This is a genomic window from Bacillus sp. 7884-1 (assembly GCF_002272245.1).
Taxonomy (GTDB): Bacteria; Bacillota; Bacilli; order Bacillales; family Cytobacillaceae; genus Neobacillus.
The window spans coordinates 1-26,534 of record NZ_NPDD01000011.1 but is presented as its reverse complement, the minus strand read 5'-3'; the positions used below and the strand labels follow the sequence as shown (position 1 = coordinate 26,534).

Here is a 26,534-nt window from a genome sequence, read left to right as displayed (position 1 = left end):
CAACTATTCTGCATTTTGGAAGAAACAAACATGACCATTACTGTATGCCTCAGGTGGACAGTGTCCACGAGCGGTGACAGGCACCGTAACACAGAAAATATTTTATTTATTCTAACTATGCTGTATTATAGTAATATTAAATTTGAACGTTTTGAGGAGGATATTGTATGAGGTTGTCTGGTGAGGAGTTAGAGGTACTATCGATTCTCGAGGAGAATCATAGGATTTCTGTAAATGATATTGCGTTGATGGTGAATTCGAGTGTGGAGGATGTTACGGCGGTCATTAAGAAGTTAGAGGATGAGAAGATCATTGTGAGTTATCCGGCTTTGATTGATTGGAGTAAGGTGGCTGGCAAGGAAAACATTGTTGCGATGATTGATGTTAAGGTGACACCTAAACGAGGGGTTGGTTTCGATGAAGTAGCGGAAAGAATTTACCGCTTTCCTGAGGTGACCTCTCTCTATCTTATGTCCGGAGCCTATGATTTATCGATTACCATTGAAGGAAAAACAATGGGTGAAATCGCTAGCTTTGTATCCGAAAAGCTGTCAACGATCGATAATGTTATTTCTACCACCACGCATTTCATGTTGAAAAAATACAAACATGATGGCGTCATCTTTGGCGAAAGCAATGACAAAGACCACCGGATGGTGGTTTCACCATGATGAAAGAACATCAACACTATTTATCGGAAATGGTGAAAGAACTCAAACCATCTGGAATACGGAAGTTTTTTGACCTGGCAGCTTCCATTAAGGGAGTCGTATCTTTGGGTGTCGGCGAGCCGGACTTTATTACCCCGTGGAGCATTCGGGAAGCAGCCATCCTCTCTTTAGAAGAAGGCTATACTTCCTATACGGCCAATCCCGGTTTACTAGAACTAAGACAGGAAATATCAGCCTACTTATATAGGCGATTTGGTGTGCAGTACAATCCTGTCGACCAAGTAATCGTGACCGCGGGTGCAAGCCAGGCGATTGACCTAACCTTCCGTGCGATATTAAACCCAGGAGACGAAGTATTAATTATTGAACCTGCTTTCGTTTCTTATGCACCTTTAGTCACCTTGGCAGGTGGAAAACCGATTCCGGTTTCAACACACCACAGCAATGGTTTTAAGCTGACACCGGAGCAAATCGAAAACGCAATTACCAGTCGAACGAAAGCAATCCTGTTGTGTTCTCCAAATAATCCGACTGGTACCTATTTGAACAAGGAAGAACTTACAAAAATTGCTGCTGTTATCGAAAAGCATGACCTGCTAGTCGTTTCTGATGAAATCTATGCAGAATTAACCTATGATGAAGAATATACTAGCTTCGCCTCCATTGAAGGTATGTACGAACGAACCATTTTAATCAACGGCTTCTCGAAAGGATTTGCGATGACCGGCTGGCGGCTGGGTTTCTTAGCTGCCCCATCATCATTTACAGAACAAATGGTAAAAATTTTACAATATACAACCATGTGCGCACCACATATGCTTCAGCATGGTGCCATTGAGGCGTTACGAAATACGTATCACGAAGTAGAAAGTATGAGAAGAAGCTACCGCAGAAGACGGAATTACATTGTCCAATCATTAAACAACATCGGGTTGGAATGCCATACTCCAGGCGGTGCATTCTATGTCTTTCCTTCTATTAAAGGTACCGGCATGACCTCAGAACAATTTGCAGAAGAGCTTTTACTAGCTGAAAAGGTAGCCGTCGTGCCAGGAAGCGCCTTTGGCGAGAGCGGCGAAGGCTATGTAAGATGCTCCTATGCCACTTCTTTGGAACAGCTTCAAGAAGCGGTAAAACGCATCGAACGGTTCATGAACTCATTGGAACTGAAGAAAAATCGTGCCGAAGAGCTATATTCTAATAACTAAACATATGAAAAAACGTCAACCCTTATTCAATAAAAGGGCTTGACGTTTTTTGTATGAAACTGGAGAGTTTTGTTAGTGTCTGGGAAACTACATTTATGATAAGATTATTTAGATTTATTTCACTAAAAAAAGCATCACCCATATATGGTAGAAAAGAGGAAAGAAATGAACCAGCAAGATAATTCCCGCTCTATTGTCTTACCGCTCACCATTTCGATTATTGCGATATCATTTTCTGCAATCTTTGTAAAATGGTCAGATGCACCTGCTTCGATTTTAAGTATGTACCGTATGATGTTTGCAAGTCTTTTAATGCTTCCAATCGTTTGGAAGAACCGTGAAGAATTTAAAAAAATAACAAGGACAGATTGGATCTTTTTATTTTTTTCAGGTCTCTTTTTAGCATTACATTTTGTCCTTTGGTTCGGTTCGTTAAAATTAACAACCGTTGCAAGCTCAACGATTATCCTCGCGCTTCAGCCAATTGTCTCCCTGGTCGGCGGTTACTTCCTATTTAAGGAACGTACCACTCCTTCCGCACTGATGACAATGGGAATTGCGATTATTGGGGCGATGATGATTGGCTGGGGTGATTTTGCTTTAAGTCAGGACGCCATCCTCGGGGATATCCTTTCCTTTTTAAGTGTCATCGCGGTAGTTGGCTACTTAATGATTGGCCAAAGCATTGTGAAAAAAGTATCCCACTGGATTTATAGCTTTTGTGTGTTTTTCATTGCAACGATTATTCTATCAATCTATAACCTAAGTTCAAGTGTTGATTTTGGCGGTTATCCAGCCAAGGAATGGGGAATATTCCTTTTACTTGCTACCGTTCCAACAATCAGCCATATTATCAATAACTGGCTCTTAAACTATGTCAATGCGACCACCATTTCAATGAGTATTTTAGGCGAACCTGTAGGTGCAACGATATTAGCAGTTTTGATGCTCGGTGAACAACTTGCCAACTGGCAAATAGCCGGCGGAATGCTCGTTCTCCTCGGTGTCTTCTTCTTCTTAATGCAGCAGCAAAAAAAGTTTCAAATAAAAGGGACCGTAAAAAGCGGGACTTAAAGGGAACCTCCATCCGGGGGTTTTCTGCTTATACAGGCTGATGTCCGTCGACATCCCCCTTTTCTCCTCATAATATAGGGAGAAACGTAATAATGGAGGAGATGAAATGTACAAAGTATTTGCCGGATCTTTCAAATTAAGAGAAAATGCACAAGAGCGCGTAGCCTTCCTGCGTTCAAAAGATATTCAATCCTTTATCGTACCAACAACCATCTCTGGTGAAACCTGGTACCGGGTACAGGCAGGTTCCTTTTCCAGCAGGGTAAATGCTGATAATCGAGTAACTGAAATTAATAAATTGACTGGAATTACTGCCTTCATTGCAGCGGAAAACCAAAGCTCAAGTCCAAATTCTGATGTCAGATCAACGCCTGGTCCAACTGCAACACCAACAGATACAAACCCTAGCCAGCCCCCTAATCCCTTCCCAATTCAACAAAATCCAGCCACTATACTAGGTCCAACCTTGCTCACCGCAGAACAAATGAATCAATATGTGAGAAAGATAAATCCCAAAGCGCCACTGCTCGGAAGTTTTTATAAAACACTTGGCGAGTATTATGGAATTAGAGGGGACGTTGCTTTTGCACAAGCCATGCTCGAAACAGACTTTTTTCGGTTTACAGGGGATGTAAGGAATGGGCAAAATAACTTCGCTGGAATCGGAGCTGTCGGCGGCGGTGCTCGAGGCACTTCCTTTAAGACACCTCAAGATGGTGTTCTTGCACAATTCCAGCATTTATATTCGTATGCAACAACTGCCCCGTTACCCAATCGATACCCGTTGGTAGATCCACGTTTTCATCTTGTAAATAGAGGGTCTGCCACAACATGGACCGCTTTAAACGGAAAATGGGCTGTACCAGGTACCACATATGGACAATCAATCTTAAACTTGTATCAAAAAATGGCACAAGCGTAATGCTCGAGCTCCAGTAAATTTTGTCACATAGAAAAACAAAAGCCAGCAAAAGCTAGGCTTTTTCCTATTACAGACTTGTAAATATCCTATAGTAAAATTTCCCTATTATCATTCTACCAATCCATGATATGATAATAGCAAATTCAGATAATTAGAGGAAACGGTATGAATAAATTAGGTCAAATTACGTTAGTGTTAATATCGGTACTTTTTTCTGGCTTCCAAACCATCATGGAGCATGAACGTTTTTTTACAATAGACTTTCTTATTTTTACAGTGATTGCCTGGCTGGTTGGGTGTCAATATGACCGGGCACGTTTCTTTGGAAAAAAAGCTCGGGCTAGTGAAGAAAGCTATAAACAATTAATAGATTCTTTGCCAAGAGCCGTTATCATTCACCAAGATAATAAGGTTATCTATGTCAATAAGGAAGCCGTAACGACGATTGGAGCGAAGAGTAAGGAAGATATAATTGGAACCTCTATTAAAAATTATCTTTTTCCAGAATATACAGAACGCCTGAACGAACGGATGAAACAAGTAAAAAAGGAAACCCATCCTTTAAACACGATTGAATACAAATTCAAACGGTTGGATGGTTCTGTATTTGTCTTTGAAGGCTCCTCCATGCTCATAACGTTTGAAGGAAAAGAAGCTGTTCTATCAATTGGAAAAGATGTCACGGAAAGAAAAGAACAAACGGAACAACTCCTGCAAAAATCTGAAAAATTGGCACTTCTCGGTCAAATGGCTGCTGGCATTGCCCATGAAATCCGCAACCCTCTTACCTCAATTAAAGGGTTCATACAGCTATTTAAAACCGAACAGCATCGAAAAGAATATTATGATATTGTGTTATCAGAGCTTGATCGAATTAATGACATAGTTGGCGAATTTCTCGTGCTCGCAAAACCCACGGCTGCTGTTTTTGCGGAAAAAGATGTAAAGGAACTAATTAAAGATGTTGTCACCTTAATTAATACACAATCTATTCTAAACAACGTTCAAATTTTCGTTGAATTTGAATCTGAATTGCCTAGGATCAGCTGTGAGGAAAACCAATTAAAGCAGGTATTGTTAAATCTTCTAAAAAATGCTATAGAAGCCATGCCTAGCGGCGGAAACATTGATGTGAAGGTAAAGGTAAAGGAAGAAGGAAAAATTTCTATCCTGATAACCGATCAGGGCATCGGCATTCCAAAAGAACGGATTCCGACACTCGGTGAACCTTTTTATACAACAAAGGAAAAAGGAACGGGCCTCGGCCTGATGACGTGTTATAAAATAATTGAAAGCCATAACGGAGAATTAACGATTGAAAGTGAAATAAATGAAGGTACCACCATCGAAATTATTTTGCCAACCATCACGCAGCGGGTCTTTAGCCTATCTTAAAATAGAAGAAATCCTCAGCCGAGGGTTTCTTCTATTTTTTTGTTTGGCTGTTAAAGCTTATAATAGATTTTGGCACTCTGTTGATTTGTGCGGAAAGCGGAGCGCCTCGTGACAGGCAAAAACCGCCTGTCACTGCGGTGACTATTCTAGGAAGCTTTCCTTAGTGGAGCGCAAATCAACAGCCAAGTTTAACAGAGCCTTTCGCTTAAATCTTGTAGTAAAATAAATACCAAGGAGGCGAAGAGAGCATTGCATAATAGAGAGATTATTTTTTTAAGCAAGGGTTTGCCTAAAGATAGTATCTATAAGGATGAAGCCTATGTGTCCGGAATTTGGAAGGAACAAAGTGATGAGCTTTTGGTGGGCTTTAATCAGATAGATGGCGATCAGGTGGCGAACCCTGAGTACCATGGCGGATCAGATCGGGTCGTCTGTGTTTATCCCTTCGAACATTATGCTCATTGGGAAAGTGTTTTTGACGGCAAATTAACCCCTTCTGCTTTTGGAGAAAATCTGACTGTTTTAGGCATGAAGGAAGATCAAGTTTGTATTGGCGATGTCTTTCAGATTGGGAATGCTGTCCTGCAGGTATCTCAAGGGCGCTATCCCTGCTCCACCATCAATAAGCGCAATAACAACCACCTACTTTTAAAAAGAATTATTGAAACAGGATATACTGGGTATTTTTTCAGAGTGCTGGAGGAAGGGAAAATCACAGCGGATTCTCATATAAAAAAGCTGTTTTCACATCCTGAGCAAATCACACTTTCCTCCGTCCATCATCTCTACTTCCATGACCCATCTCCGTCTGTTGAAGTGCTAGATAAGATATTAGGTGTGAAGGAGCTTGCGGGGCAATGGCGGAAGTATCTCCTTGATTTAAAAGAGAAAATTCAGAGCTGACAAAACACCCAGGGGTACCTGGGTGTTTTTAGGCGCTTCTTCTTGCTATCCGCCAGTATTTCCTGCCATCCGCCAGTGTTTTCATCCTTTTCTGAACCTAGTCTTGAAAACCATTTACGAAGTCTTCTATGACTTCGAGCTCGTCTTCATTAAGGTCCCTTTTAACTTGTTTTTGATATGCTTCCGTTATTCGGAGTTTATCACCATTATTTTTAACAGTGTAATTTGCAATCGCTCTTAACAAACCAACTTCTTGCATATACTCCTCTTTCGAGATTGCCCGCCCATGGGAAAGCACATAGGTATCTGCGTCAAAAGCTTCTAATTTTTCCAGCAAGGCAAGTGTTCCTTGGACGGTAAGGTTCTTTTTCTTTGCAAAGATGTCAGAATAGATGCAATCACCTAAAAATAGTATCTTTTCCTCAACTATATAAACGACTACTGAGTCAGCAGCATGGTCCCCGCCTACATGCTGAACCACACATGTTAAACCACCAAGGTCTATAACCACCCGTTTTTCAAAGGTAATAGCAGGTAAAACAATCTTAATATCTCGTCTCCCCACATACTCCTTCTTAATCGCAGTCGCACAAAATTCAATCTCAGTACCCGCTTTTACTCTTTCCTCTAACGCCTCATCAGACCAGGAAAGAGGAATTAACTTTTTCATTTCAGATTTCGTTAAGTCTGAAGAAATAGAAAGAAGCCCATCTAACGCTGAAAGTCCAAAGATATGATCCCAATGCCAATGTGTTAACACAACCATATCTGCTTTAGCTACCTGTCTTTTTGAAAGCTCGCTAAGAAAGGTCAAGGCGTGATCTTCTGAGTTACCTGCGTCAATCATTAACGTTTTCGCCTCTCCCACAACCATTCCGAGAATTGGACGATCAGTCTCGGAAACGGGAGTCATATACCAGAATCTCTCACCAATTTTTTTAATATCCTGCAAAACCATCCCGCCTTCCTGATAACATATCATTCATTCTACATAACCATCTCCATTTAAGAAAATTTCAATCTTTCGTTTAGAAAATTTTTAGTTTTATCCAGTATTCTTTCATTAATGATTCGATTATATAGGAGGAACAAATATGATGCGCCTTTGGATTGTTATCTCCTTAGCATTACTCGTACTAGCAGGCTGCTCATCCAATACTGCTAATGCAAAGAAACCCACAGATGGTGAGGGTATATATAAATTCAGCTGATTATCCTGCCATGGAGAAAATTTGGAAGGTGCTGCCGGACCTCCAGTTATAAACATGGGAAGTAAGTATTCGGAAGAAGAAATACTGAAGTTACTAAACGATGGTGTCGGCATGATGCCAGGCGGGCAATTATCTGAAGTGGAAGCAAAAACCGTCACGAAATGGCTATTAGAAAAATAATAGTAAAAGGTTAGGAGAATCCTAACCTTTTTTAACTATTTTCATGGTGTCCTGCTTAATAGGTTAATTTACTAAGTTTTTCGGGGTATTCCCCTGTAATCCTTGAATTAAATTTTCTGCAGCGAGTAACGCCATTTTCAATCTGGTATTATAACTCGCACTTCCAATATGCGGCAGTGCCACAACATTTGGAAGACTAAGCAATGGGTGGTCTGTACCTACCGGCTCTTCTTCAAATACATCTAAGCCGGCACCCCAAATCTGTCCCCTCTTTAAAGCATGATAGAGGGCTTCTTCATTCACAATCCCGCCGCGAGCGGTATTAATCAAGATCGCATTTGGTTTCATGATTGATAACTCTTTAACACCAATATAATTTACCGTTTCTTGCGTATAAGGGGTCAACACACAAACAAAATCGGATTTCCGAAGTAAGGCCTCTTTACTTACGTACTGTATACCAAGCTGCTCCTCGACATCAGGCTTTCGTGAACGGCTATGATAGAGAATATTCATGTCAAATCCGCGCGCTCTTTTCACTAAAGCCTCACCAATTCTGCCTAACCCGAAGATTCCCATGGTGGCTCCATAAATATCCTGACCGGTTAATTGCATCGGTGACCATGTTTTCCAGCTTCCCGCGCGTAAGTAATCAGAAGCTTCGACCAACCTTCTAGCACTCGCCATTATCAGCGCAAAAGTTAGATCCGCCGTTGTCTCCGTTAATACTCCAGGTGTGTTAGTGACCATAATTCCTTTTTCTGTTGCAGCAGCTACGTCGATATTGTTATAGCCAACGGCCATATTACTTACAATTTTCAAACTATGTGCAAGATTGAGAAGGTCTCTGTCAATGGATTCGGTTAACAAACAGTAGAGCCCCTCTATTTCTTGTATTTCTTTTTCTAAAATTTCTCTAGGTACCTGTTCCTCTTCTTTTTCCCACATTCTCACTTCAAATTCATTTTTCAGTTTACCCACGACGAGATCCGGCAGCTTCCGTGTTATGTAAATTTTTGGTTTCATGTTTGGTCTCACACTCCCTTATTTTAGTAAGCTTATATCAAGAATACATTGTAAAGCTTTTTCCTAGCAAAAAAATGAAATTGACTATTCCGGTAAACCTATATATATAGCTCCTCTTATATAAGAGGAGCCTGCTTGTTTCATAATTCCCATTTTCTTATGACGCCTTATATCCCTTCCCCATCATTTCGTGCACATTATGCAGTGTCACGTAAGCATTTTTATCAATGCTGTTGATAACGCTTTTTAACTGAACGATTTCTTGTTTGTTGATGACGAGATAAAACACATCTTTATTCTGGCCTGAAAAACCGCCGCGCCCTTCTAGAACCGTAATCCCTCTAGACATTTTACTCATAATGTTATCTAGTACTATTTCGGGTGAATGAGAGATAATCAAGACCGCAACTTTTTCATCTAATCCTTCTACGATGAAATCAATCGCCTTTGCTCCAATGAAAACGACCAATAAGGTATACATGGTTTTTTCCACGCCAATGATAAATACGGATCCAACCACGACCACAATATCAAATATAAGCATGCCTTTCCCAATACTCCAGCCTAACCATTGGTTGGTGAGCCTAGCTAAGATCGTTGAACCACCTGACGTACCACCCGTTCGAAAAATCAAGCCCAGCCCCACACCCACCAATAATCCAGCAAAGATGGCCGCTAAAAAGGTGTCCTCTGTTAACTGTTTACTAATATCTTCTGTTAAAAAAAGAAAACCGGAGCTAGCAACAATCGAAATAATCGTGTAAACCATTGTTCTTTTTTCAAAATACTTGTACCCTATTACTAATAGTGCAGCATTTAATACAAAGTTTACCACCCCAGGAGACCAGTGGAACAGGTAATGGGTAATGATGGTAATCCCCAAAATCCCGCCCTCAGAAAGGGAATTGGGAATCGTAAAATAATTAACACCGACTGCAAATAGAAAGGCACCAATCAAAATTAGTCCGATATCTTTCAATGAATTTTTCATATCATAACCACTTTCATATTTTTCTACCATAATAATATACCATTTTACTTGTAACTTGAGTTGAGTTTTCATGACTGATTGTGATTCCTATCACCTCTCGCCTTCGTTCTTCATACTAAAATAAGGATAAGAGGTGATTGGGTTGGATAAGAATTGGTCAATATCACTTGAGCATGAGGAATATGTTGGGGACATAGAGCTGGTAATTACGGATGCCATTGAGGCAGTCGATAATACAAATGAGGGGTTCTATGTAAACCTAGTGACTCCCGCTTCTTTCGGAAATCCTGATGACTATTTAGCAGAAGCATTATTATCTTACTTCGGGAGCAGAATTGAAATGAGATTTATCGACCAATGCGGTTGTGGAGGGTATGTGCTACGGGTATGGAAAAACAACTAAACGATTTGTCCGTTCTGTCAAACTATGAAAATCGCCAAGTAATCCTAAACTATTATCAGGACGAAGATATGATGGTAAAGCGTGATGGTTTTCATTTTCAAAGTATCCAAGTAACAGAGTCTGCCCTAATCTTTACAAAAATAGATGGAACGCTCGTTAAGATTGATATAAAAGACTACCCACATCACAGCATAAACACAGACTTTCAAAATTATTACACATTAAGAAACCATGAAATCCACCTGGACATTTACTTCCCGTAAAAGTGTATAAACAATTCCTTTTAGTAAACTCTATTTTTATAGAATGTAAAAGGAGATTTTATTGTGAATACATATGAAATAACCAACATGATTATTGATGATGATTTTGATAGTGAGGAATATGTGACGGCAGAGTTTACCCATGATCAAATGAATTACAGCATTACTTTTAAGAAAGCAGATCTGGAAATCATGAATGCCTGGATTTTCAAAGATGGTACCTCGCTGCCAGCTGATTTATCGGACACTCTTATCGAATCCATTAGGGAAGATGTAAAAAAGAGAATGTAACGTAATGCTGATTGGCGACTCCAATCAGTTTTTTTGTGGATTTTTGGCGTTTGCTGATATATTTCATTTTTCGCTGATATAATTGATTTAACGCTGAAAAAGCCACGAAAATGAAGCATATCTGCTCCAGTTTGCGTCATTTATCTTGAATAACTATTAATGGAGGAAACGAAACTGAAAAGAATACTAAAAAGAATATTCATATTTCTACTCTTACTGTCTTTATTTATTTTTCTCAACAATAGTTCCATTTTTGCGAAGAATCGTGAGGATGAACCCTTCCTTCTCGCTCACCGCGGGCTTGGCCAAACTTTTAGCATGGTAGGAATTCAGGGTGACACGTGTACAGCTGAGCGTATTTACCCGCCTGAGCACCCCTATCTAGAAAACACGATCCCTTCTATGGAAGCAGCATTTGAAAACGGAGCAGATATTGTTGAATTAGATATTAAGCCAACAAAAGATGGTCAATTTGCTGTTTTTCATGACTGGACGCTGGAATGCCGGACGAATGCAGAAGGAACGACGAAGGAATTTACGATGGCCGAATTAAAGCAGCTGGATATTGGCTATGGGTATACAGCAGATAACGGGAAAACATACCCGTTTCGAGGAAAAGGGATTGGACTTATACCTTCTCTCGATGAAGTATTCAACCATTTTCCAAACCGTTCCTTCTTGATTCATATTAAAAGTGATGAACCCGAAGAAGGAAAACAGCTGGCCGAAGTGCTGAAAGAACTGCCTGAAAAACGCTTTAGTCAATTAACGGTTTACGGCGGAGACCAGCCCATTGCTACACTAAAAGAGGAAATTCCTAATCTTCGTGTGATGTCAAAGGCCACATTAAAAAGCTGTCTTCTTCCTTATATTGCTGTTGGGTGGACAGGTTATATCCCTTCTGCATGCGAGAAAACACAATTGCATCTACCAGAAAAAATCGCCCCATGGATTTGGGGATGGTCAGATAAATTTTTAAATCGGATGGACAGTGTTGATACAAGGGTCATTGTTGTCGCAGGTGATGGCGGCTGGTCGGAAGGCTTTGATACGCAAGATGACTTAACAAGACTTCCTGACAACTATAGCGGCGGAATTTGGACCAATCGAATTGATAAAATCGCTCCAAGTTATAAAAAAATAGAGTGAAGGCAGCCTTCACTCTATTTTCCTACCAATTGCTTCACTAATTCCTTATTACGCTTTTTAAACAGTTCATTATGGGAAGAAACCATGGCAGCTTTCGCTGCGTCAGGCTGAATATATTGTTTGGCTTTGTTTACAGCGTTCGCCGCATCCTGGAACGCACCGGCAATCAGGTTGATTTTCCCTTCATACATAAGAATATCTCCAGCAGCATAAAGACCTTCAATCGAGGATTCGCTAGTAGAGTTTCCGGCAATATAATAGTTATCTGCTCGATCAATACTCAATTCACTATTTTCCAATAGTGTTGCATCCTGTTCATAGCCATGACTAATCACCACATCATCAACTTCCAAGTAGGAAACCTCACCTGTTTCGTGATTCGTTAATTCAACGGTGGCGATCTCATCACGTTCGCCATTAGCGATTAATTTAGTGATTGAAGATTGAAAGAAGCATTCCACAGAGCTTTCAAGAAGCTTTGTTGCTTGTGCTTCTTGTCCATGCCCGCCTAATTCCTCTTTTCTATAGGTTAAATAGACTTTTTTTGCAATCGGCTCTAGCTCATTGGCCCAGTCTACGGCGGAATTCCCGCCGCCAGAAATGATGATTGTTTTGTCTTTGAACTGCTTAAAGGATTTTACCGTGTAATGTAAATTCGTGACTTCAAATCTCTCTGCGCCTTCTATTTCCAGCTTTTGCGGATTCAAAATCCCGCTGCCAATGGCAACAATTACGGATTTTGAGTAATGAAGTTCTCCGGATGATCCTTTTAAGACAAAAATTCCTTCTTCATTGCGTGTGATTGACTCCACTTTTTCATTCAAGACAACGGTTGGGCTAAACGTTAATGCCTGCTCAACGAGCTGTTCCATTAATCTTGCTCCCGTTATTGGTGTTAAGCCGCCGACATCCCAGATCATTTTTTCCGGATAAACATGAATTTTACCGCCTAACTCCGGTTGATACTCAATCACCTTTGTTTTCATTTCTCTTAAACCACTATAAAAAGTAGAGTAAAGCCCTGCTGGACCGCCTCCAATAACCGTCACATCAAACATTTCGTGTTGTTCCATCTCCGTCCACTCCTAACCAACTGTAATTGATTATCATTATCAATAAGATTAATGGATTTTCTCTGATTTTACAATATATATTTTTTTGAAAATTCTGTGGCACCCTTATTTGTCGATTTTTTGTCAGATGAAAAATGTATGACAAACCTCTAAAAATAAGTAAATGAGTTAAATGTAAAAAAAACACCATCAAATATTTAAAAACTTTTCACAAAATTGTAATTGACAATCATTATCACCGACCTTTATAGTAGGGTCATAACGATACTGATAATCATTATCAATTAATTCTCAATTACATAAAGGAGGGTTACCATGGTTCGCCTATCTACAGATGAATTAAGCATTGGTTATGGTGAACGATTAATTGTTAAAAACCTAAGTATCGAGATTCCAGATAAGAAGATTACAACGATTATCGGACCAAATGGCTGCGGAAAATCGACTTTACTTAAAGCAATTACCCGGATCATCTCCCACCAATCTGGAAACATCCTTTTGGACGGTAAAGATATTTCAAAGGTAAACACAAAGATTCTCGCTAAACAAATGGCAATCCTTCCGCAAACACCAGAAAGTGCAAGTGGATTGACCGTTGGCGAGCTTGTATCCTATGGGCGATTCCCTTATCAAAAGGGCTTTGGCCGCTTAACCAAGAAGGATTATGAGGTGATTGACTGGGCTCTTGAAGTCACAGGAACGATAGACTTTAAGTTTCGTCCAGTAGACGCACTATCAGGCGGACAGCGCCAGCGCGTTTGGATTGCGATGGCACTTGCTCAAGAAACAGAAATTATCTTCCTGGATGAGCCAACCACCTACCTGGATATGGCCCATCAACTAGAAGTTTTAGAACTTCTTCAAAAATTAAATTATGAACAGGAACGGACGATTGTCATGGTCCTTCATGATTTAAACCAAGCCGCCCGCTTTGCGGATCATATCATCGCCTTAAAAGACGGTGAAATTGTAAAAGCAGGAAATTGTGAGGAAGTCATTAGCCATAAGGTGTTAAAAAAGGTATTCAATATTGACGCCGTCATCGGACACGACCCTCGTACAGGAAAACCAATGTGCATAACATACAATCTACTAAAAGGAGAAACAAACCATGAAAAAACTACTACTGCCCTTTATCCTGCTCGCAGCGTTAATTATTAGTGCTTGCGGTACCGATACTTCCAAAGAAAAGGACACTGCAGCACCAGAGGATAAGAAATCTGAAACAATAACCTATCAATCTGAAAACGGACCAATTGAAGTACCTGCCGATCCACAGCGAGTTATTCTTCTTTCAGGCTTTACGGGTAATGTTATCGATTTGGGAGTAAATGTCGTCGGTGTTGACGTTTGGTCAAAGAATAACCCGACATTCGAAAAAGAAATGAAAGATGTTGCAGAAGTTTCCGATGAAGACCTAGAAAAAATTATTGAATTAGAACCAGATTTAATCATTGGTCTTTCCAATATTAAGAACATAGATAAGTTAAGTGAAATTGCTCCTACTGTTACATACACATGGGGAAAAGTAGATTATCTTACGCAGCACTTAGAAATTGGTAAACTCTTAAATAAAGAAAAAGAAGCACAGGCATGGATTGACGAATTCAAAAAAGAAGCGGAAACAGCAGGAGAAGAAATCCGTGCTAAAATTGGTGAGGATGCAACCGTTTCCGTTATGGAAAGCTACGGAAAAGACCTTTACGTATTCGGCAGCAACTGGGCACGCGGAACGGAAATTCTTTATCAAGCTATGAAACTGAAAATGCCTGAAAAAGTAAAAGAAGTCGCAGAGGGAGCCGGGTATTTTGCCTTATCCTCCGAAGTGATTCCTGAGTATGCAGGAGATTATGTAGTCTTAAGCAAATACTCAGACGCTGACACCTCCTTCCAAGAAACAGAAACGTACAAAAACATTCCTGCGGTAAAAAACAACCGCGTTTTTGAAATGAATGGTCAAGGTGCTTCCTTCAGTGACCCAGTTACACTAGAAAAGCAGCTAGAATTCATTAAGAAATCATTTTTAGGAAACTAATAGAAAGAGGGATTCTTTCCTAGAATTCCTCTTTCCCCTATTCTATGAAAGAAAAGATGAGAGACTTATGACAAATGAAAAACAACGTTCTATTCCTTTTCTCTATAAACTAATCATCGCTATTCTTGTATTTTCCGCTATGTTTGTCTTTTCCATGATTATGGGAGCAGCAGATATTAGCCTGAGAGATGTATTGCAGGCCCTTTTTTCAGATGCAAAAGGTGAAAAGATTTCGATTATCCGTGAAATACGCTTGCCGCGTGAGGTTGCCGCCATCGTGGTCGGGGCCGCTCTTTCGGTTTCAGGAGCAATTATGCAAGGTATCACCAGAAATCCCCTTGCAGATCCTGGTTTATTAGGGTTAACTGCGGGGGCAAATGCCGCACTAGCCATCGTCATTGCCTTCGTCCCTTCCGCCAACTATTTCGGCATTACCATTGCCTGTTTTATTGGAGCAGCTGTCGGAACCTTGATGGTATTCGGGATTGGTATGATGAAAAAAGGCGGCTTTTCTCCGCTCCGAATTGTATTAGCAGGGGCGGCTATTTCTGCTTTTCTTTTTGGTATTGCAGAAGGAATTGGGATTACATTTAAAATTTCAAAGAATGTCTCGATGTGGACGGCAGGTGGAATGGTTGGAACCAGCTGGGGACAGCTCAAAATCATTGTTCCCTTCATCCTTATTGGGTTACTAGTCTCTCTATTTCTTTCACGACAGCTCACGATTCTTAGCTTAAACGAAGAAGTCGCCGTTGGATTGGGGCAAAAGACGAGTCAAATAAAGGGAATCCTCTTTATTGCGATTATTTTATTAGCGGGAGCTTCTGTTGCCCTTATCGGGAATATGGCTTTTATCGGATTAATGGTTCCCCATGTTGTACGGGCAATCGTGGGCACGGACTACCGTTATATTATTCCCATGTCTGCCATTTCAGGGGCCACGTTTATGCTTTTTGCCGATACACTCGGCCGGACCATGAATGCACCATTTGAAACCCCTGTCGCTGCCATTGTCGCAACACTGGGGTTACCATTTTTCCTTGTGATTGTTCGTAGAGGAGGGAAAGCATTCTCATGATCCAACCCTCTTTAATTAGAAAGCAGCGTATCATTTTATTTATTTTTTTCGCTTTAATCCTGGTTACAATCGTCGTTGGCTTGGGTTTGGGTTTCTCCTCTCTATCGTATGATAGGCTGATTCCAACCCTTCTCGGACAAGGGACGTTTAAAGAGGAATTCGTGTTATTCTCCATTCGATTACCTCGAATCATCATTACCCTATTAGCTGGAATGGCCTTGGCATTATCAGGGGCTATTTTACAAGGCATCACCCGTAATGATTTAGCTGACCCTGGGATTATCGGGATTAATTCTGGTGCCGGTGTCGCGGTTACCGTATTCTTTTTATTTTTTCCGATTGATTCAGGTTCGTTTACGTACATGATTCCAGTTGTAGCTTTTATCGGTGCCATGCTGACGGCTGTCCTTCTCTATCTATTTGCGTATAGCAAAACCGAGGGACTGCAGCCTGTTCGATTAGTATTAATTGGAGTCGGGTTTTCGATGGCACTATCCGGAGCGATGATTGTCCTCATCTCATCCGCCGAGAGGGCAAAAGTCGATTTTATTGCGAAATGGATAGCGGGGAATATTTGGGGGACAGATTGGCCCTTTATATGGGCACTCCTCCCTTGGCTGTTTGCACTGCTTCCTTTTACCTTATATAAAGCCAATCGGTTAAACCTGCTTGGATTAAGTGAACCAGTAGCGATCGGCGTGGGAGTTTCAATTGAAAAGGAACGAATTGTATTACTGATTACAGCCGTTGCCCTTGCCGCATCTGCTGTATCCGTTACAGGTGGTATTTCCTTTATCGGATTAATGGCTCCACATATGGCTAAGGCGCTAGTCGGACCAAGAAATCAATTATTTATCCCTGTTGCCATATTAATTGGAGGGTGGCTGTTAATGTTTGCTGACACGGTGGGACGTAATATCATGGACTCCGCCGGAATCCCAGCAGGAATTATGGTCGCACTCATTGGTGCACCGTATTTTATGTACCTTTTATTAAAAAAATAGAAAAGTTACCTAAAAAGTAAAACGCCCAGAAATCTGAGCGTTTTTTTACTAGTTCATCCGCTATAAACACTCGGACATGTTCCAGGTTTTGGTTCATAAAAACAATGTTCTTTAAATTGACCAGTAAAAGGCTGGTCGTACCATGTTGGAGGACACGGGCCAAATGGATTAAAGTACCAAAGAGAATATTTCGCTGGGTGTTCTCTCCAATTTTGCACATTCTGTCTTGCTAATCTTCTTTCAGCTTCTCTTGCTCTTTGATAAAATACATTGCCTTTTTGAACAGCTTCAAAAGAGTAATTTCCTCCTTGTACTTGAAAAATGACTTGTTCAATAGTTGTCAATGCTCTAAAGTCTGGACAATCTGCTACTACACGGTTAACAATTACATTTCCAACATACAGCATTCCTTGCTTTCCTTCACCTTCAGCTTCTGCTCTCATCATCCTTGCCATTAAGTCAATGTCTGAACTTCGATGAGCTACTCTTGCCATTTTTCCACCTCCAAATACATAGTATGAAAAAAAGCCTACATTGATGTCCTTATTTATTAAATAAGAATGCTCAAATTTAATAGGAGCGCATTAATTTTTATTTCAGATGTTCATTAAGTATGTTCTTTTTTAAGACATCCAAACTGCCATACACTTTGGAAATATGTTTTTCTCCCCATGCGCAAAGGGAATCCAAGATACCCTTTAAACTCCATCCATACTCACTTAACTCATACTCTACTTTAGGCGGAACTTGATTATAAACGATTCGGTTAATGACTCCGTCTTCCTCTAATTCACGCAATTGCTGCGTTAACATTTTCTGTGTAATATCCGGCATCAAGCGTTTCAATTCACTCGTTCGTTTCTTTCCATATGTTAAGTGGCAGAGAATCACACACTTCCACTTTCCTCCAATCACTTCCAGCGTCGCTTCAACAGATATATTGTATTTCTTTTCTTTCAAAGTAAAATCCTCCTCACGAATAGGCACTAAAAAGTACCTATATTACTTATAAGTATCTATATCACTTAAAAGTGCGTACTTCACTAATGTTCTACTATATCCCATAATAACATTTATCGATTGAGCTGCAACCAGCAAATCGAAATCAAATACTTTTTCATTTTTAAGGAGGAGACAACATGTCTTTCAATCATAAACAAAGTACGTTTGCACTGCTGGCATTAGCCATTAGTGCCTTTGCAATTGGCACCACTGAATTTATCAGTGTCGGTCTTTTACCGTTAATTGCAAATGATTTAGAAATTCCAGTTACAACTGCCGGATTAACTGTATCCTTATATGCTTTAGGAATAACCTTAGGTGCACCGATTTTGACATCTCTTACTTCTAGTATGTCACGTAAATCTTTATTACTATGGATCATGGTTATTTTTATCATCGGAAATGGGCTGGCTGCAAGTGCAACGAGCATTGGTGTACTACTTGTAGCCCGCGTTATATCTTCCCTTTCACATGGTATTTTCATGTCAATCGGCTCCACCATTGCAGCTGATTTAGTACCAGAAAATAAGAGAGCCAGCGCCATATCGATTATGTTTACTGGATTAACCGTGGCCACTGTAACGGGTGTTCCGTTTGGTACCTTTATAGGCCAGCAATTTGGCTGGCGGATAGCATTTATCCTTATCATTGTAGTCGGTGTCATTGCCATGATTGCTAATAGTATCCTAGTACCAGCTGCTTTACGAAAAGGGACAAAAACATCTTTTACTGATCAAATTAAAATAGTAACAAATAGTCGCTTATTTCTTGTATTTATCATCACTGCCTTAGGGTATGGGGGAACGTTTGTTGTCTTTACTTATTTAACGCCTATCCTTCAGGAAATCACTGGTTTTAAGGAAGGTACCGTTGCTGTCATTCTTCTTGGATACGGAATCGCGATTGCAATCGGCAATATGATTGGTGGAAAAGCTGCGAATAAAAATCCGATTCAGGCGCTATTTTATATGTTTGTCGCTCAAGCATTGGTCCTTTTTATCTTACTGTTTACAGCACCTTTTAAAATAGCCGGATTAATTACGATTTTCTTAATGGGGCTTTTTGCTTTTATGAATGTTCCCGGCTTACAAGTGTATGTGGTCATGCTGGCTGAGCGGTATGTGCCAACTGCCGTAGATGTTGCTTCTGCCCTTAATATCGCTGCTTTCAATGCAGGAATTGCAATGGGTTCCTTTTTAGGGGGCTTCATCACGGATTCAATTGGACTGATTCATACCACTTGGATAGGAGCTTTAATGGTTCTTGGGGCTGTCTTCCTAACTGGATGGAGTCGAAGGCTTGAACAAAAAGACGCTACCCTTATCGATAAAAAGTGTTCATTTTCAAATCAAAAATTGGAGGTTCAATAAAATGACAAACAACTTACAAGCAACAACTACTTTATATAATGGGGTAAACATGCCTTGGATTGGTCTTGGGGTATTTAAAGTCGAAGAAGGTCCCGAATTAGTGAATGCTGTTAAATTTGCGATTAAACATGGATATCGCAGTATTGATACTGCGGCTATTTATGGAAATGAAGAAGGTGTTGGACAAGCGATTCGAGAAGCTATCAATGAATACGGTATAGACAGAGAAGACATATTTATTACCTCAAAAGTTTGGAATGCTGATTTAGGATACAAATCGACGATTGAAGCATACGAAACTAGCATAAGAAAACTAGGTCTTGATTATCTTGATCTGTACCTCATTCATTGGCCAGTAGAGGATAAATATGTAGAAGCTTGGAGGGCATTAGAAATGATCTATAAAGAAGGAAAAGTAAAAGCAATTGGAGTAAGTAACTTCCAAGTTCACCATCTACAAGACTTGATGAAGGATGCTGAAATAAAACCGATGGTTAACCAAGTTGAATACCATCCAAGGTTAACTCAGCAAGAAGTCAAAACCTTTTGCGATAACAACGGCATTCAATTTGAAGCTTGGTCCCCTTTAATGCAAGGGCAATTATTTGATAACCCTTTACTAAAGGAAATCGCCAATAAATTTAACAAAACCGTAGCTCAAGTCATTTTACGCTGGGATATACAAAATGGCGTTATAACGATACCAAAATCAACGAAAGAACTCAGAATTATAGAAAACTCAACTATATTTGATTTTGAACTAACGAAAGAAGACATGGAGCAAATTAACAACCTAAATCAAAATCATCGTGTCGGTCCAAATCCAGATAACATTGATTTCTAGAAAAAATAGCAGGCGCTCCAATAAAAGGAGCGCCTCATTTTTTTATATTTTTTTCACATATTCAGATTTCAAGCTCATTGCGCCAAAACCATCGATTTTACAGTCGATATTATGGTCTCCATCCACTAACCGAATGTTTTTTACTTTTGTTCCTTGCTTTAGCGTTGAGGAACTTCCTTTTACTTTAAGGTCTTTAATAACGGTTACCGAATCACCGTCACTTAAAACATTTCCATTTGCATCTTTAATAACTCTTTCTTCTTCCACAGCTGCAGCATCTAAACTCCACTCATGCCCACACTCAGGGCAGATCAATAGGCTTCCATCTTCATATGTATATTCTGAATGACATTTTGGGCAATTTGGCAAACTCGACATAATTGGTAGCTCCCTTCTCCGATAAATATTAATCCAAGTATATTGGATTTTTCATAAAGATTCCACTCTATTAGAATCCTTTCAAAAATGGATATATACCTTAGTGTTCATGCCTTGTCCGAAATACGACTCGACCATATGATGAAGTATTGCGTGACAAGGAGGTGATTTATTTGGGCCTACAACTATGTAATTGCGGTGCAACCGCTATTGGCAGCGGCACAACAACGATTCAAGCGGGACTTTTTCCTCTCCCGATTACCCTAAACTTTGATGTTAACATTCGTATTTGTCGAAACTGTATGTTAGCAGACAGTTCTGTCATTGCTTCCTTCTCTGCAATCATTCCTTTTATAGGAACAGTAACAGCAAGCTTTTCAGGGGTACCTACCGGATTTCCAATCTGCACTGTAGAAAATGGAGTACAAATTCTTGAAGTTGAGGTAGCGGGCGACCTCATCCTTAATGGCGGGGAGCCAGACAATGTAACCTTTACGTTGACACTAAATTCAAATAATCAGGTTTGTATTGATTTAACTTTCGGTTTCATCACTTTACCATGCTTAACAGTACCCGTCGAATTTACTTGCTAATAACATCACAATCAAGAAATGGGGAGTCAATTTACATTTATTGAGTAATTGGCTTCTTTTTTTATTTTCGAAAATTAGGGGTAATGATTAATATACAGTTAACGACTATAGTCCTATATTTTTAGTGATAACAGGTTAAAAAAAAGTTTTTATTAACCTATAAACATGAAATGGAAGCAATCTAGGAATATACGACTGCTTTGATTACCCCAATTTACACTATGCCTCCCTCCCCTTACGATAGACATAGGAAATATTCCTATTAAAAAAATAATTGGAAGTATTGAAAGCGGAAGAATTTCTCTCCCGCTTTCCTTTTTTACATGGAGAATAATCTAGTATAATAGTAGAAAAATAGAGCAGTGTAGAGGTGTAAGATGATCGAGGGGAAAATTATTAAATTTTATCGAGAAAAAGCTGGGTTAACACAAGGGCAGCTTGTAAAAGGGATCTGTTCTGTGACGCACTTAAGTAAAATTGAACGCGGTATCACAGAGTACTCAGAAGAAATTACACAATTACTAGCCAATAAGTTGAACATCGACCCTCAGGTAGAACTTTCCCGTTACCACAATCTTTCGAAGAAGCTCGAACAATGGCATGATGCAATCGTTATGCAAAATTTCCGAGAATCTAAGGCTCTTAAGAACGAACTTGAACAAGACGAACTGATTCAGCTGCAGGAATTTAATGTTTATTATCTGTTACTTTCCGCAAGATATCACTTATCTAATAACCAATTAGCTGAAGCAAAACGGATTATTGATTTTTTACAAAAAGGTGAAGCCGCGTATTCTCCACATGACAGTAATATGTTAAAGCACATACGGGGAATCTACTATTTTCAATCCGGTCAATTTCAGGAATGTGTGGATGTGTTAACTTCAATTGATCAACTGCAATATAATCGTTTGGAATATTATTACCATTTGGCTATTGCCTACCACTCGATTAATTCACCAGTAAGGGCCTATTATTATGCAGACAAAGCGCTCCGCTATTTCCGTAAAACATTGAACATACTTCGAATTATTGATACAGAGATGGTGATGCTCATTCAGCTAAATTCCAACGAGCCGCATGATTTTAATGAAACATTTGAAACCTATGAAAAGCTGTTGAAAATGTGTGATACCTGTAATGCGGTTGAAAGGAAAGCAAAGCTCTATCATAACCTGGCATTTGAATACTCACGGCGAAAACAATACCAAAAAGCTGTAGAGTTTTATACGGAAGCACTGAAACTTATAGATGAACATTCTCCACAGTATTTAACAACATTAGACCGGTATATTTTTAGCTGCCACGCAGGAAAACTAGTATCAAAAGAGATATTAAAAGAACAAGCGCAAAAAGGTTTAAAATTAGCCCAAGCAGCTAAGTCTAATGACTGGATTAATTTCCAACTTCATCTTTATTTACTGAATGATGAAGAGGAAAACTATTATCAGTGCATCGAGACTTCCGCCCTTCCCTATTTTAAAAAGATGGGCTATAGAATCTTAATTGATTATTTTGAGAAAAAACTTTTTCAATACCTTTATGAAAAGGGCGAGGTAGAAAGAGCATTAGAATTGGCAAATTCCCTTATTCAAGGCAAACATAACCAATATGAACAGAATTAATCAACAAAGGACTGGCGAAAAAGATCGTCAGTCCTTGTTGTTTCTATTTAATTGTTATTTTCATCCGTATCATCGTAATACGTGCCAGCGGTCTGTTCTGCATTAAAGGTCCAATCAACCTTCAGTTTATCACCTTGGAATTGATTTTGATCTTGTCCATTGTCTACAAATTCAAATAACACGAAGATTTTTTCCTTTTCACCAGCAGGGATACCGTCAGGTCTTGTACCTGAAAGAATGTCAATCTGTGTTAAGTCTGGATTCTGAGTTTGGAGGTCAAACAGTGTTGTTTCAACGATTGGATTACTTGCGCTGCTTGTATTGTACATAATCGTTACTTTGATATGCTTAGCTAAATCATCACTGTTATCAGATTTCGCATCTTCAACACTGTAATTGGTCGATAATAATACACTGCTAATATCCAACGTACCGTTATTCTCAAGCGTAAATTCACGATAGATTTCATCACCAGGCTTGATATTGTCAATATTTACAACGGTGCTTGGATTCAATGCTAAGTCTAGTACCCCTGCTGCAAATGTGTTCTGTGTTTCAACAGAATCGCTAAAATAGGCAAATGTTCCTCCACCCATTAATGACAGCCCTAAAGCAGCACTCATAACCCCTTGACTTACCTTTTTTGTAAAACTCATCCTCAATTCCTCCTCTTTTAAAATAGTAAAATATATTAAACTCTTATGTACTTTTGTAGATACATAGGAGAGCTAACCAACCTTGCCTGCTTCCAGCTCTTGTTTTGCCCCGTTAATCGAACGAATGGCAGAAATCAGTAATAGTAACCCAGGGATAAACAACAATAGAGCAGACCCTACCTTTGAACTTGAATAGTTTAGTGCATATCCAACGTAAGGAATGGTGAAGCCTTTATACATCCCGATTATATTTTGCTGCGTAACCGTCCACCTATCCACACCATCATTGTTATCCCCTTTTGTTTTATAGACAGTTTGTCCATTTTGCTTTTTCACATCTGTGATTCTATGAGTAATCAATTTTCCTTCCATTTGAAACGTAATCACATCCCCTTTTTCATAGGAGGAATGTTTGTCTTTTAATTGAATGGCAATAATGGATCCCGTTTGAAAGGCTGGCTCCATCGAGCCTGATAATACTGCTTTCACCTGATAGCCTGCTATCGTTGGTGTTCCTCCTGATATCCTAGATGAAAGAACAACAAGTGCTGCCAAACATACCACTACGATGAACATACCACTTCCAATCCTACTCACTGCCTTCAAGAGTTTCTTCGCCATTTTCAATCACCTGCTTATTTTTTATTTCTACCTCTTCAATCTTTAATAGAAAAATAGTACGAATAGCTTCTAACTTTGAAAAATCAATGGAGGCTTGTACTTCATTCCTCAGATCTTCTACTGTTTGAAATCCCTTATGGACATATTCAAATTGATCTTTATCTTGAATTTTGTTTTTATAGGCTGACATTTCCTGATAAACTCGATGCAGATTGTCCAATTGAATGTATAGTTCCTGTCCACTAGCCGTAATTTGGGACAGTTGAACCTGTAATTCATCTAATGTTTCACCTGGTACAGCTGATAGTGTGGTTTGATAGGTTTCTTTCATGCTCTTCGCAATCTCCTCCGCTGAATCTTCTAATTGCTTGATCGTCGATGGAAAAACAATCGCAGCTGAGATTTCAAATGGTTCCTCATTAACTTGACTTGAAAATTTAGCCTCTGTTTCTCCTACTAGCAGATTCCCAAAGTAAAAGAAAAGGCAGCATAAACATAGAAAGATAATGTTTTGTTGAAAAATTCTTCTCATTTCCGATTCTCCCCGTAAACAACTCTATTTGTCCCTATTATCACAGAGTTATCAGAATATTGTTATCGGGTTAATTCCTTGGAAAATGCCTAAGGAACGATGTCGAAATGACCCGGTGGAAGGAAAAAAACCAGAAAAATCGCAAAAAAAATAACCCAATTGATTATAGTCCGAATATTCATAATAATTTGAACTGTACCAACACTACATGTCTTCAGAAAGGGTGGATTTTATTGAAAAAGAAAATCAGGAAAAATATGAGGAAAAAAGCTGCTGCTCTTTTGGCGCTATCGATTGCATTAGGAGGCATTGTTCCAGCCAGTTCATTTGCCGCTGAAACGACCACTCCAGCTCCCATACTATTTAATGCGGAAGGATTAAGTAAGCAAGATGTGGTGAAAGCATTCCTTCAATCCAAGGTACAAGCCACTACAACGAAATTAGTAGATCCGGGTGAACAATTCAAAATTGTCTCAGAGCAAACTGATAGCACAACAGGTACATACCATGTACGTACTATCGAGCAATACAAAGGAATTTCAATATACGGATCTGGACAAACTGTTGCACTCGATGCTAACAACAACGTCTATGCATCGATCGGAAAAGTTACACAAAAGCTAGCGCGTACCCTTATTCCAACGGAAGCCTCTCTTACCCAAGAGGAAGCCATTGCGATTGCCAAGCAAGGTGTTGACTCCCAAATTGGCGAAGTGAAAAACTATGATGGCATCGATTCTAAATTAATGATTTATCCATATAAAGGAAAGTACCATTTAACTTACCTAGTAAAAGCATCTACTTCTCATCCTGCTCCTGGGTATTTCCATTACTTTATCGATGCAAACAGCGGAGAAATTGTGAATAGCTTTAATAAAATCCATGAGGTAGATACGTCTTCACTATCTCCAGTGACAGGAAGAGGCTTAGACTTACATGGCACAATGCAGTCCTTTCCAGTAGGTAAAGATTTAACAACGGGGACAAGTTATTTATATGGTGCTTCCGTTGCTGCTGGAAAAACAGTGCCGATGGCCACTTTCACTGCTAAACGCATGGAAGAATTCGTCTATTTGCTGGGTGCCGCTTTCGGATTCACTGGATATGAAGTATCGACAACTAATTCCACCAACTTTTTCTATGATCCTGCAGCTATTTCAGCGCATTATAACTCAGATAAAGTAAACAAATACTATCAAGTTATACACAAGATAAACAGCTTAGATAATCAGGGAATGCCCATAATAAGCACGGCTCATATTGGAGTCAAGTGGAATAACGCTGCCTGGAACGGAAGACAAATGATGTATGGGGATGGGGATGGAATTAGATTTAACTCCCTTGCCGGCGGGTTAGATGTTGCCGGCCACGAAATGACGCATGGTGTCATTGAACACTCTGCAGACTTAGTTTATCAGGATGAATCTGGTGCCATTAATGAATCACTAGCGGATATCTTAGGAAACTTTGCGGAAATGTATACGACATCAGAAGTAGAATGGGAACTGGGTGAAGATATTACGACTCCTAATATTCCTGGCGACGGCGGACTACGTTCCATGAGTAACCCTGCATCTAAGAAGACATCCATTACAGAGTCCGGATACTATCCAGATCATTACGCTGATCGCTACCTTGGAACAGAAGACAAGGGCGGCGTTCACATTAACAGCGGAATCAACAATAAAGCGGCCTACTTAATTTCTCAAGGCGGTACTAATAATGGTATCACCCTCAAAGGAATTGGTAAGTCAAAAACAGAAAAAATCTATTACCGTGCTCTAACTCTTTACTTGACTTCTTCTTCCGGTTTCCATGACATGCGAGAAGCGGCCATACATGCAGCACGTGACCTGCATCCTGATAAAAATGGTGCCCCATCTCCTGAAACACAAGCAGTTATGGATGCCTATTCTTCTGTAGGCGTGAATTAAACTAGTACTAAAATATCAAAAGCCATGAACGAAGGACAAATCCTCGTTCATGGCTTTTTCTTTTTTCTTTGGCTGTGCTAAAGGATACTGTTGATTTTAGAA

The 26,534-nt window shown here is 39.7% G+C and carries 29 protein-coding genes and 1 pseudogene; 20 read left to right on the top strand and 10 right to left on the bottom strand.

From position 1 onward, the window contains the following. The first annotated feature begins 167 nt into the window (after positions 1-167). The 6 genes from CHI06_RS00975 (at position 168) to CHI06_RS00950 (ending at position 6,173) form a co-directional block, all read left to right on the top strand. A complete protein-coding gene (locus CHI06_RS00975; RefSeq protein ID WP_095246548.1) occupies positions 168-671 on the top strand; it encodes an Lrp/AsnC family transcriptional regulator in 504 nt (167 codons plus the stop codon). Further along, entirely contained in the window at positions 671-1,879 is a 1,209-nt protein-coding gene (locus CHI06_RS00970; protein WP_095246584.1) for an aminotransferase, read from the top strand. The genes CHI06_RS00975 and CHI06_RS00970 overlap by 1 nt, the downstream gene beginning before the upstream one ends. A gap of 165 nt (positions 1,880-2,044) precedes the next feature. Then, entirely contained in the window at positions 2,045-2,953 is a 909-nt protein-coding gene (locus tag CHI06_RS00965; RefSeq protein WP_095246547.1) for a DMT family transporter, read from the top strand. Between the two features lie 106 nt (positions 2,954-3,059). Next, positions 3,060-3,875: an SPOR domain-containing protein gene (locus CHI06_RS00960; RefSeq protein ID WP_095246546.1), complete on the top strand. Its 816-nt coding sequence runs from the start codon at positions 3,060-3,062 to the stop codon at positions 3,873-3,875. A 165-nt stretch (positions 3,876-4,040) separates the two neighbouring features. Next, entirely contained in the window at positions 4,041-5,270 is a 1,230-nt protein-coding gene (locus CHI06_RS00955) for an ATP-binding protein (RefSeq protein ID WP_095246545.1), read from the top strand. A 249-nt stretch (positions 5,271-5,519) separates the two neighbouring features. Then, positions 5,520-6,173: an MOSC domain-containing protein gene (locus CHI06_RS00950; RefSeq protein ID WP_095246544.1), complete on the top strand. Its 654-nt coding sequence runs from the start codon at positions 5,520-5,522 to the stop codon at positions 6,171-6,173. A gap of 97 nt (positions 6,174-6,270) precedes the next feature. On the opposite strand, the gene CHI06_RS00945 is transcribed toward CHI06_RS00950, so the two are convergent. Then, entirely contained in the window at positions 6,271-7,125 is an 855-nt protein-coding gene (locus tag CHI06_RS00945) for an MBL fold metallo-hydrolase (protein WP_142300911.1), read from the bottom strand. 274 nt (positions 7,126-7,399) lie between these two features. On the opposite strand from CHI06_RS00945, the pseudogene CHI06_RS29315 reads away from it, so the two are divergent. Then, positions 7,400-7,564: pseudogene (locus CHI06_RS29315) on the top strand (cytochrome c551); the annotation flags it as partial. A gap of 63 nt (positions 7,565-7,627) precedes the next feature. Here the strand turns inward: CHI06_RS29315 and CHI06_RS00940 are convergent. Next, positions 7,628-8,590: a 2-hydroxyacid dehydrogenase gene (locus tag CHI06_RS00940; protein ID WP_095246542.1), complete on the bottom strand. Its 963-nt coding sequence runs from the start codon at positions 8,588-8,590 to the stop codon at positions 7,628-7,630. A 157-nt stretch (positions 8,591-8,747) separates the two neighbouring features. Continuing rightward, positions 8,748-9,581 (bottom strand): YitT family protein, encoded by an 834-nt coding sequence (locus CHI06_RS00935; RefSeq protein WP_095246583.1) that lies wholly within the window; start codon positions 9,579-9,581, stop codon positions 8,748-8,750. A gap of 142 nt (positions 9,582-9,723) precedes the next feature. Here CHI06_RS00935 and CHI06_RS00930 point away from each other — a divergent pair, with 142 nt between their 5' ends. The 4 genes from CHI06_RS00930 to CHI06_RS00915 all read left to right on the top strand — a co-directional run bounded on the left by CHI06_RS00930 (position 9,724) and on the right by CHI06_RS00915 (position 11,687). Continuing rightward, positions 9,724-9,984 (top strand): CGCGG family putative rSAM-modified RiPP protein, encoded by a 261-nt coding sequence (locus tag CHI06_RS00930; protein ID WP_095246541.1) that lies wholly within the window; start codon positions 9,724-9,726, stop codon positions 9,982-9,984. Further along, entirely contained in the window at positions 9,969-10,247 is a 279-nt protein-coding gene (locus CHI06_RS00925) for a hypothetical protein (RefSeq protein WP_095246540.1), read from the top strand. The genes CHI06_RS00930 and CHI06_RS00925 overlap by 16 nt, the downstream gene beginning before the upstream one ends. Positions 10,248-10,310: 63 nt before the next feature. Then, entirely contained in the window at positions 10,311-10,538 is a 228-nt protein-coding gene (locus tag CHI06_RS00920) for a hypothetical protein (protein WP_095246539.1), read from the top strand. Positions 10,539-10,697: 159 nt separating this feature from the next. Beyond that, complete coding sequence (locus CHI06_RS00915; protein ID WP_095246538.1) at positions 10,698-11,687, top strand: glycerophosphodiester phosphodiesterase family protein; 990 nt, start codon at positions 10,698-10,700, stop codon at positions 11,685-11,687. A 14-nt stretch (positions 11,688-11,701) separates the two neighbouring features. Here CHI06_RS00915 and CHI06_RS00910 read toward each other — a convergent pair whose 3' ends face one another. Then, entirely contained in the window at positions 11,702-12,760 is a 1,059-nt protein-coding gene (locus CHI06_RS00910) for an NAD(P)/FAD-dependent oxidoreductase (RefSeq protein ID WP_095246537.1), read from the bottom strand. A gap of 315 nt (positions 12,761-13,075) precedes the next feature. Here CHI06_RS00910 and CHI06_RS00905 point away from each other — a divergent pair, with 315 nt between their 5' ends. The 4 genes from CHI06_RS00905 to CHI06_RS00890 all read left to right on the top strand — a co-directional run bounded on the left by CHI06_RS00905 (position 13,076) and on the right by CHI06_RS00890 (position 16,877). Further along, positions 13,076-13,921 carry an ABC transporter ATP-binding protein gene (locus tag CHI06_RS00905; RefSeq protein ID WP_095246536.1) on the top strand — a complete coding sequence of 282 codons (846 nt, stop codon included), beginning with the start codon at positions 13,076-13,078 and terminating at the stop codon, positions 13,919-13,921. Then, positions 13,872-14,795 carry an iron-hydroxamate ABC transporter substrate-binding protein gene (locus tag CHI06_RS00900; protein WP_095246535.1) on the top strand — a complete coding sequence of 308 codons (924 nt, stop codon included), beginning with the start codon at positions 13,872-13,874 and terminating at the stop codon, positions 14,793-14,795. The genes CHI06_RS00905 and CHI06_RS00900 overlap by 50 nt, the downstream gene beginning before the upstream one ends. Before the next feature lie 67 nt (positions 14,796-14,862). Continuing rightward, on the top strand, positions 14,863-15,873 hold the full coding sequence (locus CHI06_RS00895) for a FecCD family ABC transporter permease (RefSeq protein ID WP_095246534.1): 1,011 nt from the start codon (positions 14,863-14,865) through the stop codon (positions 15,871-15,873). Continuing rightward, a complete protein-coding gene (locus tag CHI06_RS00890; protein WP_095246533.1) occupies positions 15,870-16,877 on the top strand; it encodes a FecCD family ABC transporter permease in 1,008 nt (335 codons plus the stop codon). The genes CHI06_RS00895 and CHI06_RS00890 overlap by 4 nt, the downstream gene beginning before the upstream one ends. 53 nt (positions 16,878-16,930) lie before the next feature. Here CHI06_RS00890 and CHI06_RS00885 read toward each other — a convergent pair whose 3' ends face one another. Both CHI06_RS00885 and CHI06_RS00880 read right to left on the bottom strand, forming a co-directional pair. Next, entirely contained in the window at positions 16,931-17,371 is a 441-nt protein-coding gene (locus CHI06_RS00885; RefSeq protein ID WP_095246532.1) for a cell wall hydrolase, read from the bottom strand. A 97-nt stretch (positions 17,372-17,468) separates the two neighbouring features. Continuing rightward, on the bottom strand, positions 17,469-17,837 hold the full coding sequence (locus tag CHI06_RS00880; protein ID WP_095246531.1) for a winged helix-turn-helix transcriptional regulator: 369 nt from the start codon (positions 17,835-17,837) through the stop codon (positions 17,469-17,471). Positions 17,838-18,016: 179 nt separating this feature from the next. Between CHI06_RS00880 and CHI06_RS00875 the strand changes: the two genes are divergently transcribed. Together CHI06_RS00875 and CHI06_RS00870 are read left to right on the top strand one after the other, a co-directional pair. Then, positions 18,017-19,249 (top strand): MFS transporter, encoded by a 1,233-nt coding sequence (locus CHI06_RS00875; protein ID WP_095246530.1) that lies wholly within the window; start codon positions 18,017-18,019, stop codon positions 19,247-19,249. A gap of 1 nt (position 19,250) precedes the next feature. After that, positions 19,251-20,093 (top strand): aldo/keto reductase, encoded by an 843-nt coding sequence (locus tag CHI06_RS00870; RefSeq protein WP_095246529.1) that lies wholly within the window; start codon positions 19,251-19,253, stop codon positions 20,091-20,093. A gap of 42 nt (positions 20,094-20,135) precedes the next feature. Here the strand turns inward: CHI06_RS00870 and CHI06_RS00865 are convergent, their stop codons facing one another. After that, positions 20,136-20,471, bottom strand: coding sequence for a zinc ribbon domain-containing protein YjdM (locus CHI06_RS00865; protein WP_095246528.1), 336 nt, complete (start codon positions 20,469-20,471; stop codon positions 20,136-20,138). 173 nt (positions 20,472-20,644) lie between these two features. On the opposite strand from CHI06_RS00865, the gene CHI06_RS00860 reads away from it, so the two are divergent. Together CHI06_RS00860 and CHI06_RS00855 are read left to right on the top strand one after the other, a co-directional pair. Beyond that, entirely contained in the window at positions 20,645-21,064 is a 420-nt protein-coding gene (locus tag CHI06_RS00860) for a hypothetical protein (RefSeq protein WP_095246527.1), read from the top strand. 377 nt (positions 21,065-21,441) lie between these two features. Further along, complete coding sequence (locus tag CHI06_RS00855; protein WP_095246526.1) at positions 21,442-22,689, top strand: tetratricopeptide repeat protein; 1,248 nt, start codon at positions 21,442-21,444, stop codon at positions 22,687-22,689. Between the two features lie 47 nt (positions 22,690-22,736). On the opposite strand, the gene CHI06_RS00850 is transcribed toward CHI06_RS00855, so the two are convergent. The 3 genes from CHI06_RS00850 to CHI06_RS00840 all read right to left on the bottom strand — a co-directional run bounded on the left by CHI06_RS00850 (position 22,737) and on the right by CHI06_RS00840 (position 24,498). Then, entirely contained in the window at positions 22,737-23,345 is a 609-nt protein-coding gene (locus CHI06_RS00850; RefSeq protein ID WP_095246525.1) for a TasA family protein, read from the bottom strand. A gap of 72 nt (positions 23,346-23,417) precedes the next feature. Then, positions 23,418-23,966, bottom strand: a complete 549-nt coding sequence (gene sipW, locus CHI06_RS00845) for a signal peptidase I SipW (RefSeq protein WP_095246524.1) — start codon at positions 23,964-23,966, stop codon at positions 23,418-23,420. Then, entirely contained in the window at positions 23,935-24,498 is a 564-nt protein-coding gene (locus tag CHI06_RS00840) for a DUF4047 domain-containing protein (RefSeq protein WP_095246523.1), read from the bottom strand. Before CHI06_RS00840 ends, sipW begins: the two co-directional genes overlap by 32 nt. 233 nt (positions 24,499-24,731) lie before the next feature. Here CHI06_RS00840 and CHI06_RS00835 point away from each other — a divergent pair, with 233 nt between their 5' ends. Beyond that, on the top strand, positions 24,732-26,432 hold the full coding sequence (locus CHI06_RS00835) for a M4 family metallopeptidase (RefSeq protein ID WP_306453791.1): 1,701 nt from the start codon (positions 24,732-24,734) through the stop codon (positions 26,430-26,432). Positions 26,433-26,534: the final 102 nt, after the last annotated feature.

Bases quoted from the DNA above. Each gene is read 5' to 3' on its own strand.
- CHI06_RS00875 (WP_095246530.1), top strand. From the start codon at position 18,017: ATGTCTTTCAATCATAAACAAAGTACGTTTGCACTGCTGGCATTAGCC.
- CHI06_RS00870 (WP_095246529.1), top strand. From the start codon at position 19,251: ATGACAAACAACTTACAAGCAACAACTACTTTATATAATGGGGTAAAC.
- CHI06_RS00865 (WP_095246528.1), bottom strand. From the start codon at position 20,471: ATGTCGAGTTTGCCAAATTGCCCAAAATGTCATTCAGAATATACATAT.
- CHI06_RS00840 (WP_095246523.1), bottom strand. From the start codon at position 24,498: ATGAGAAGAATTTTTCAACAAAACATTATCTTTCTATGTTTATGCTGC.
- CHI06_RS00895 (WP_095246534.1), top strand. From the start codon at position 14,863: ATGACAAATGAAAAACAACGTTCTATTCCTTTTCTCTATAAACTAATC.
- CHI06_RS00925 (WP_095246540.1), top strand. From the start codon at position 9,969: ATGGAAAAACAACTAAACGATTTGTCCGTTCTGTCAAACTATGAAAAT.
- CHI06_RS00855 (WP_095246526.1), top strand. From the start codon at position 21,442: ATGATCGAGGGGAAAATTATTAAATTTTATCGAGAAAAAGCTGGGTTA.
- CHI06_RS00940 (WP_095246542.1), bottom strand. From the start codon at position 8,590: ATGAAACCAAAAATTTACATAACACGGAAGCTGCCGGATCTCGTCGTG.
- CHI06_RS00890 (WP_095246533.1), top strand. From the start codon at position 15,870: ATGATCCAACCCTCTTTAATTAGAAAGCAGCGTATCATTTTATTTATT.
- CHI06_RS00960 (WP_095246546.1), top strand. From the start codon at position 3,060: ATGTACAAAGTATTTGCCGGATCTTTCAAATTAAGAGAAAATGCACAA.
- CHI06_RS00905 (WP_095246536.1), top strand. From the start codon at position 13,076: ATGGTTCGCCTATCTACAGATGAATTAAGCATTGGTTATGGTGAACGA.
- CHI06_RS00915 (WP_095246538.1), top strand. From the start codon at position 10,698: ATGGAGGAAACGAAACTGAAAAGAATACTAAAAAGAATATTCATATTT.
- CHI06_RS00910 (WP_095246537.1), bottom strand. From the start codon at position 12,760: ATGGAACAACACGAAATGTTTGATGTGACGGTTATTGGAGGCGGTCCA.
- CHI06_RS00850 (WP_095246525.1), bottom strand. From the start codon at position 23,345: ATGAGTTTTACAAAAAAGGTAAGTCAAGGGGTTATGAGTGCTGCTTTA.
- CHI06_RS00900 (WP_095246535.1), top strand. From the start codon at position 13,872: ATGAAAAAACTACTACTGCCCTTTATCCTGCTCGCAGCGTTAATTATT.
- CHI06_RS00955 (WP_095246545.1), top strand. From the start codon at position 4,041: ATGAATAAATTAGGTCAAATTACGTTAGTGTTAATATCGGTACTTTTT.
- CHI06_RS00935 (WP_095246583.1), bottom strand. From the start codon at position 9,581: ATGAAAAATTCATTGAAAGATATCGGACTAATTTTGATTGGTGCCTTT.
- CHI06_RS00975 (WP_095246548.1), top strand. From the start codon at position 168: ATGAGGTTGTCTGGTGAGGAGTTAGAGGTACTATCGATTCTCGAGGAG.
- CHI06_RS00885 (WP_095246532.1), bottom strand. From the start codon at position 17,371: ATGGCAAGAGTAGCTCATCGAAGTTCAGACATTGACTTAATGGCAAGG.
- sipW (WP_095246524.1), bottom strand. From the start codon at position 23,966: ATGGCGAAGAAACTCTTGAAGGCAGTGAGTAGGATTGGAAGTGGTATG.
- CHI06_RS00965 (WP_095246547.1), top strand. From the start codon at position 2,045: ATGAACCAGCAAGATAATTCCCGCTCTATTGTCTTACCGCTCACCATT.
- CHI06_RS00970 (WP_095246584.1), top strand. From the start codon at position 671: ATGAAAGAACATCAACACTATTTATCGGAAATGGTGAAAGAACTCAAA.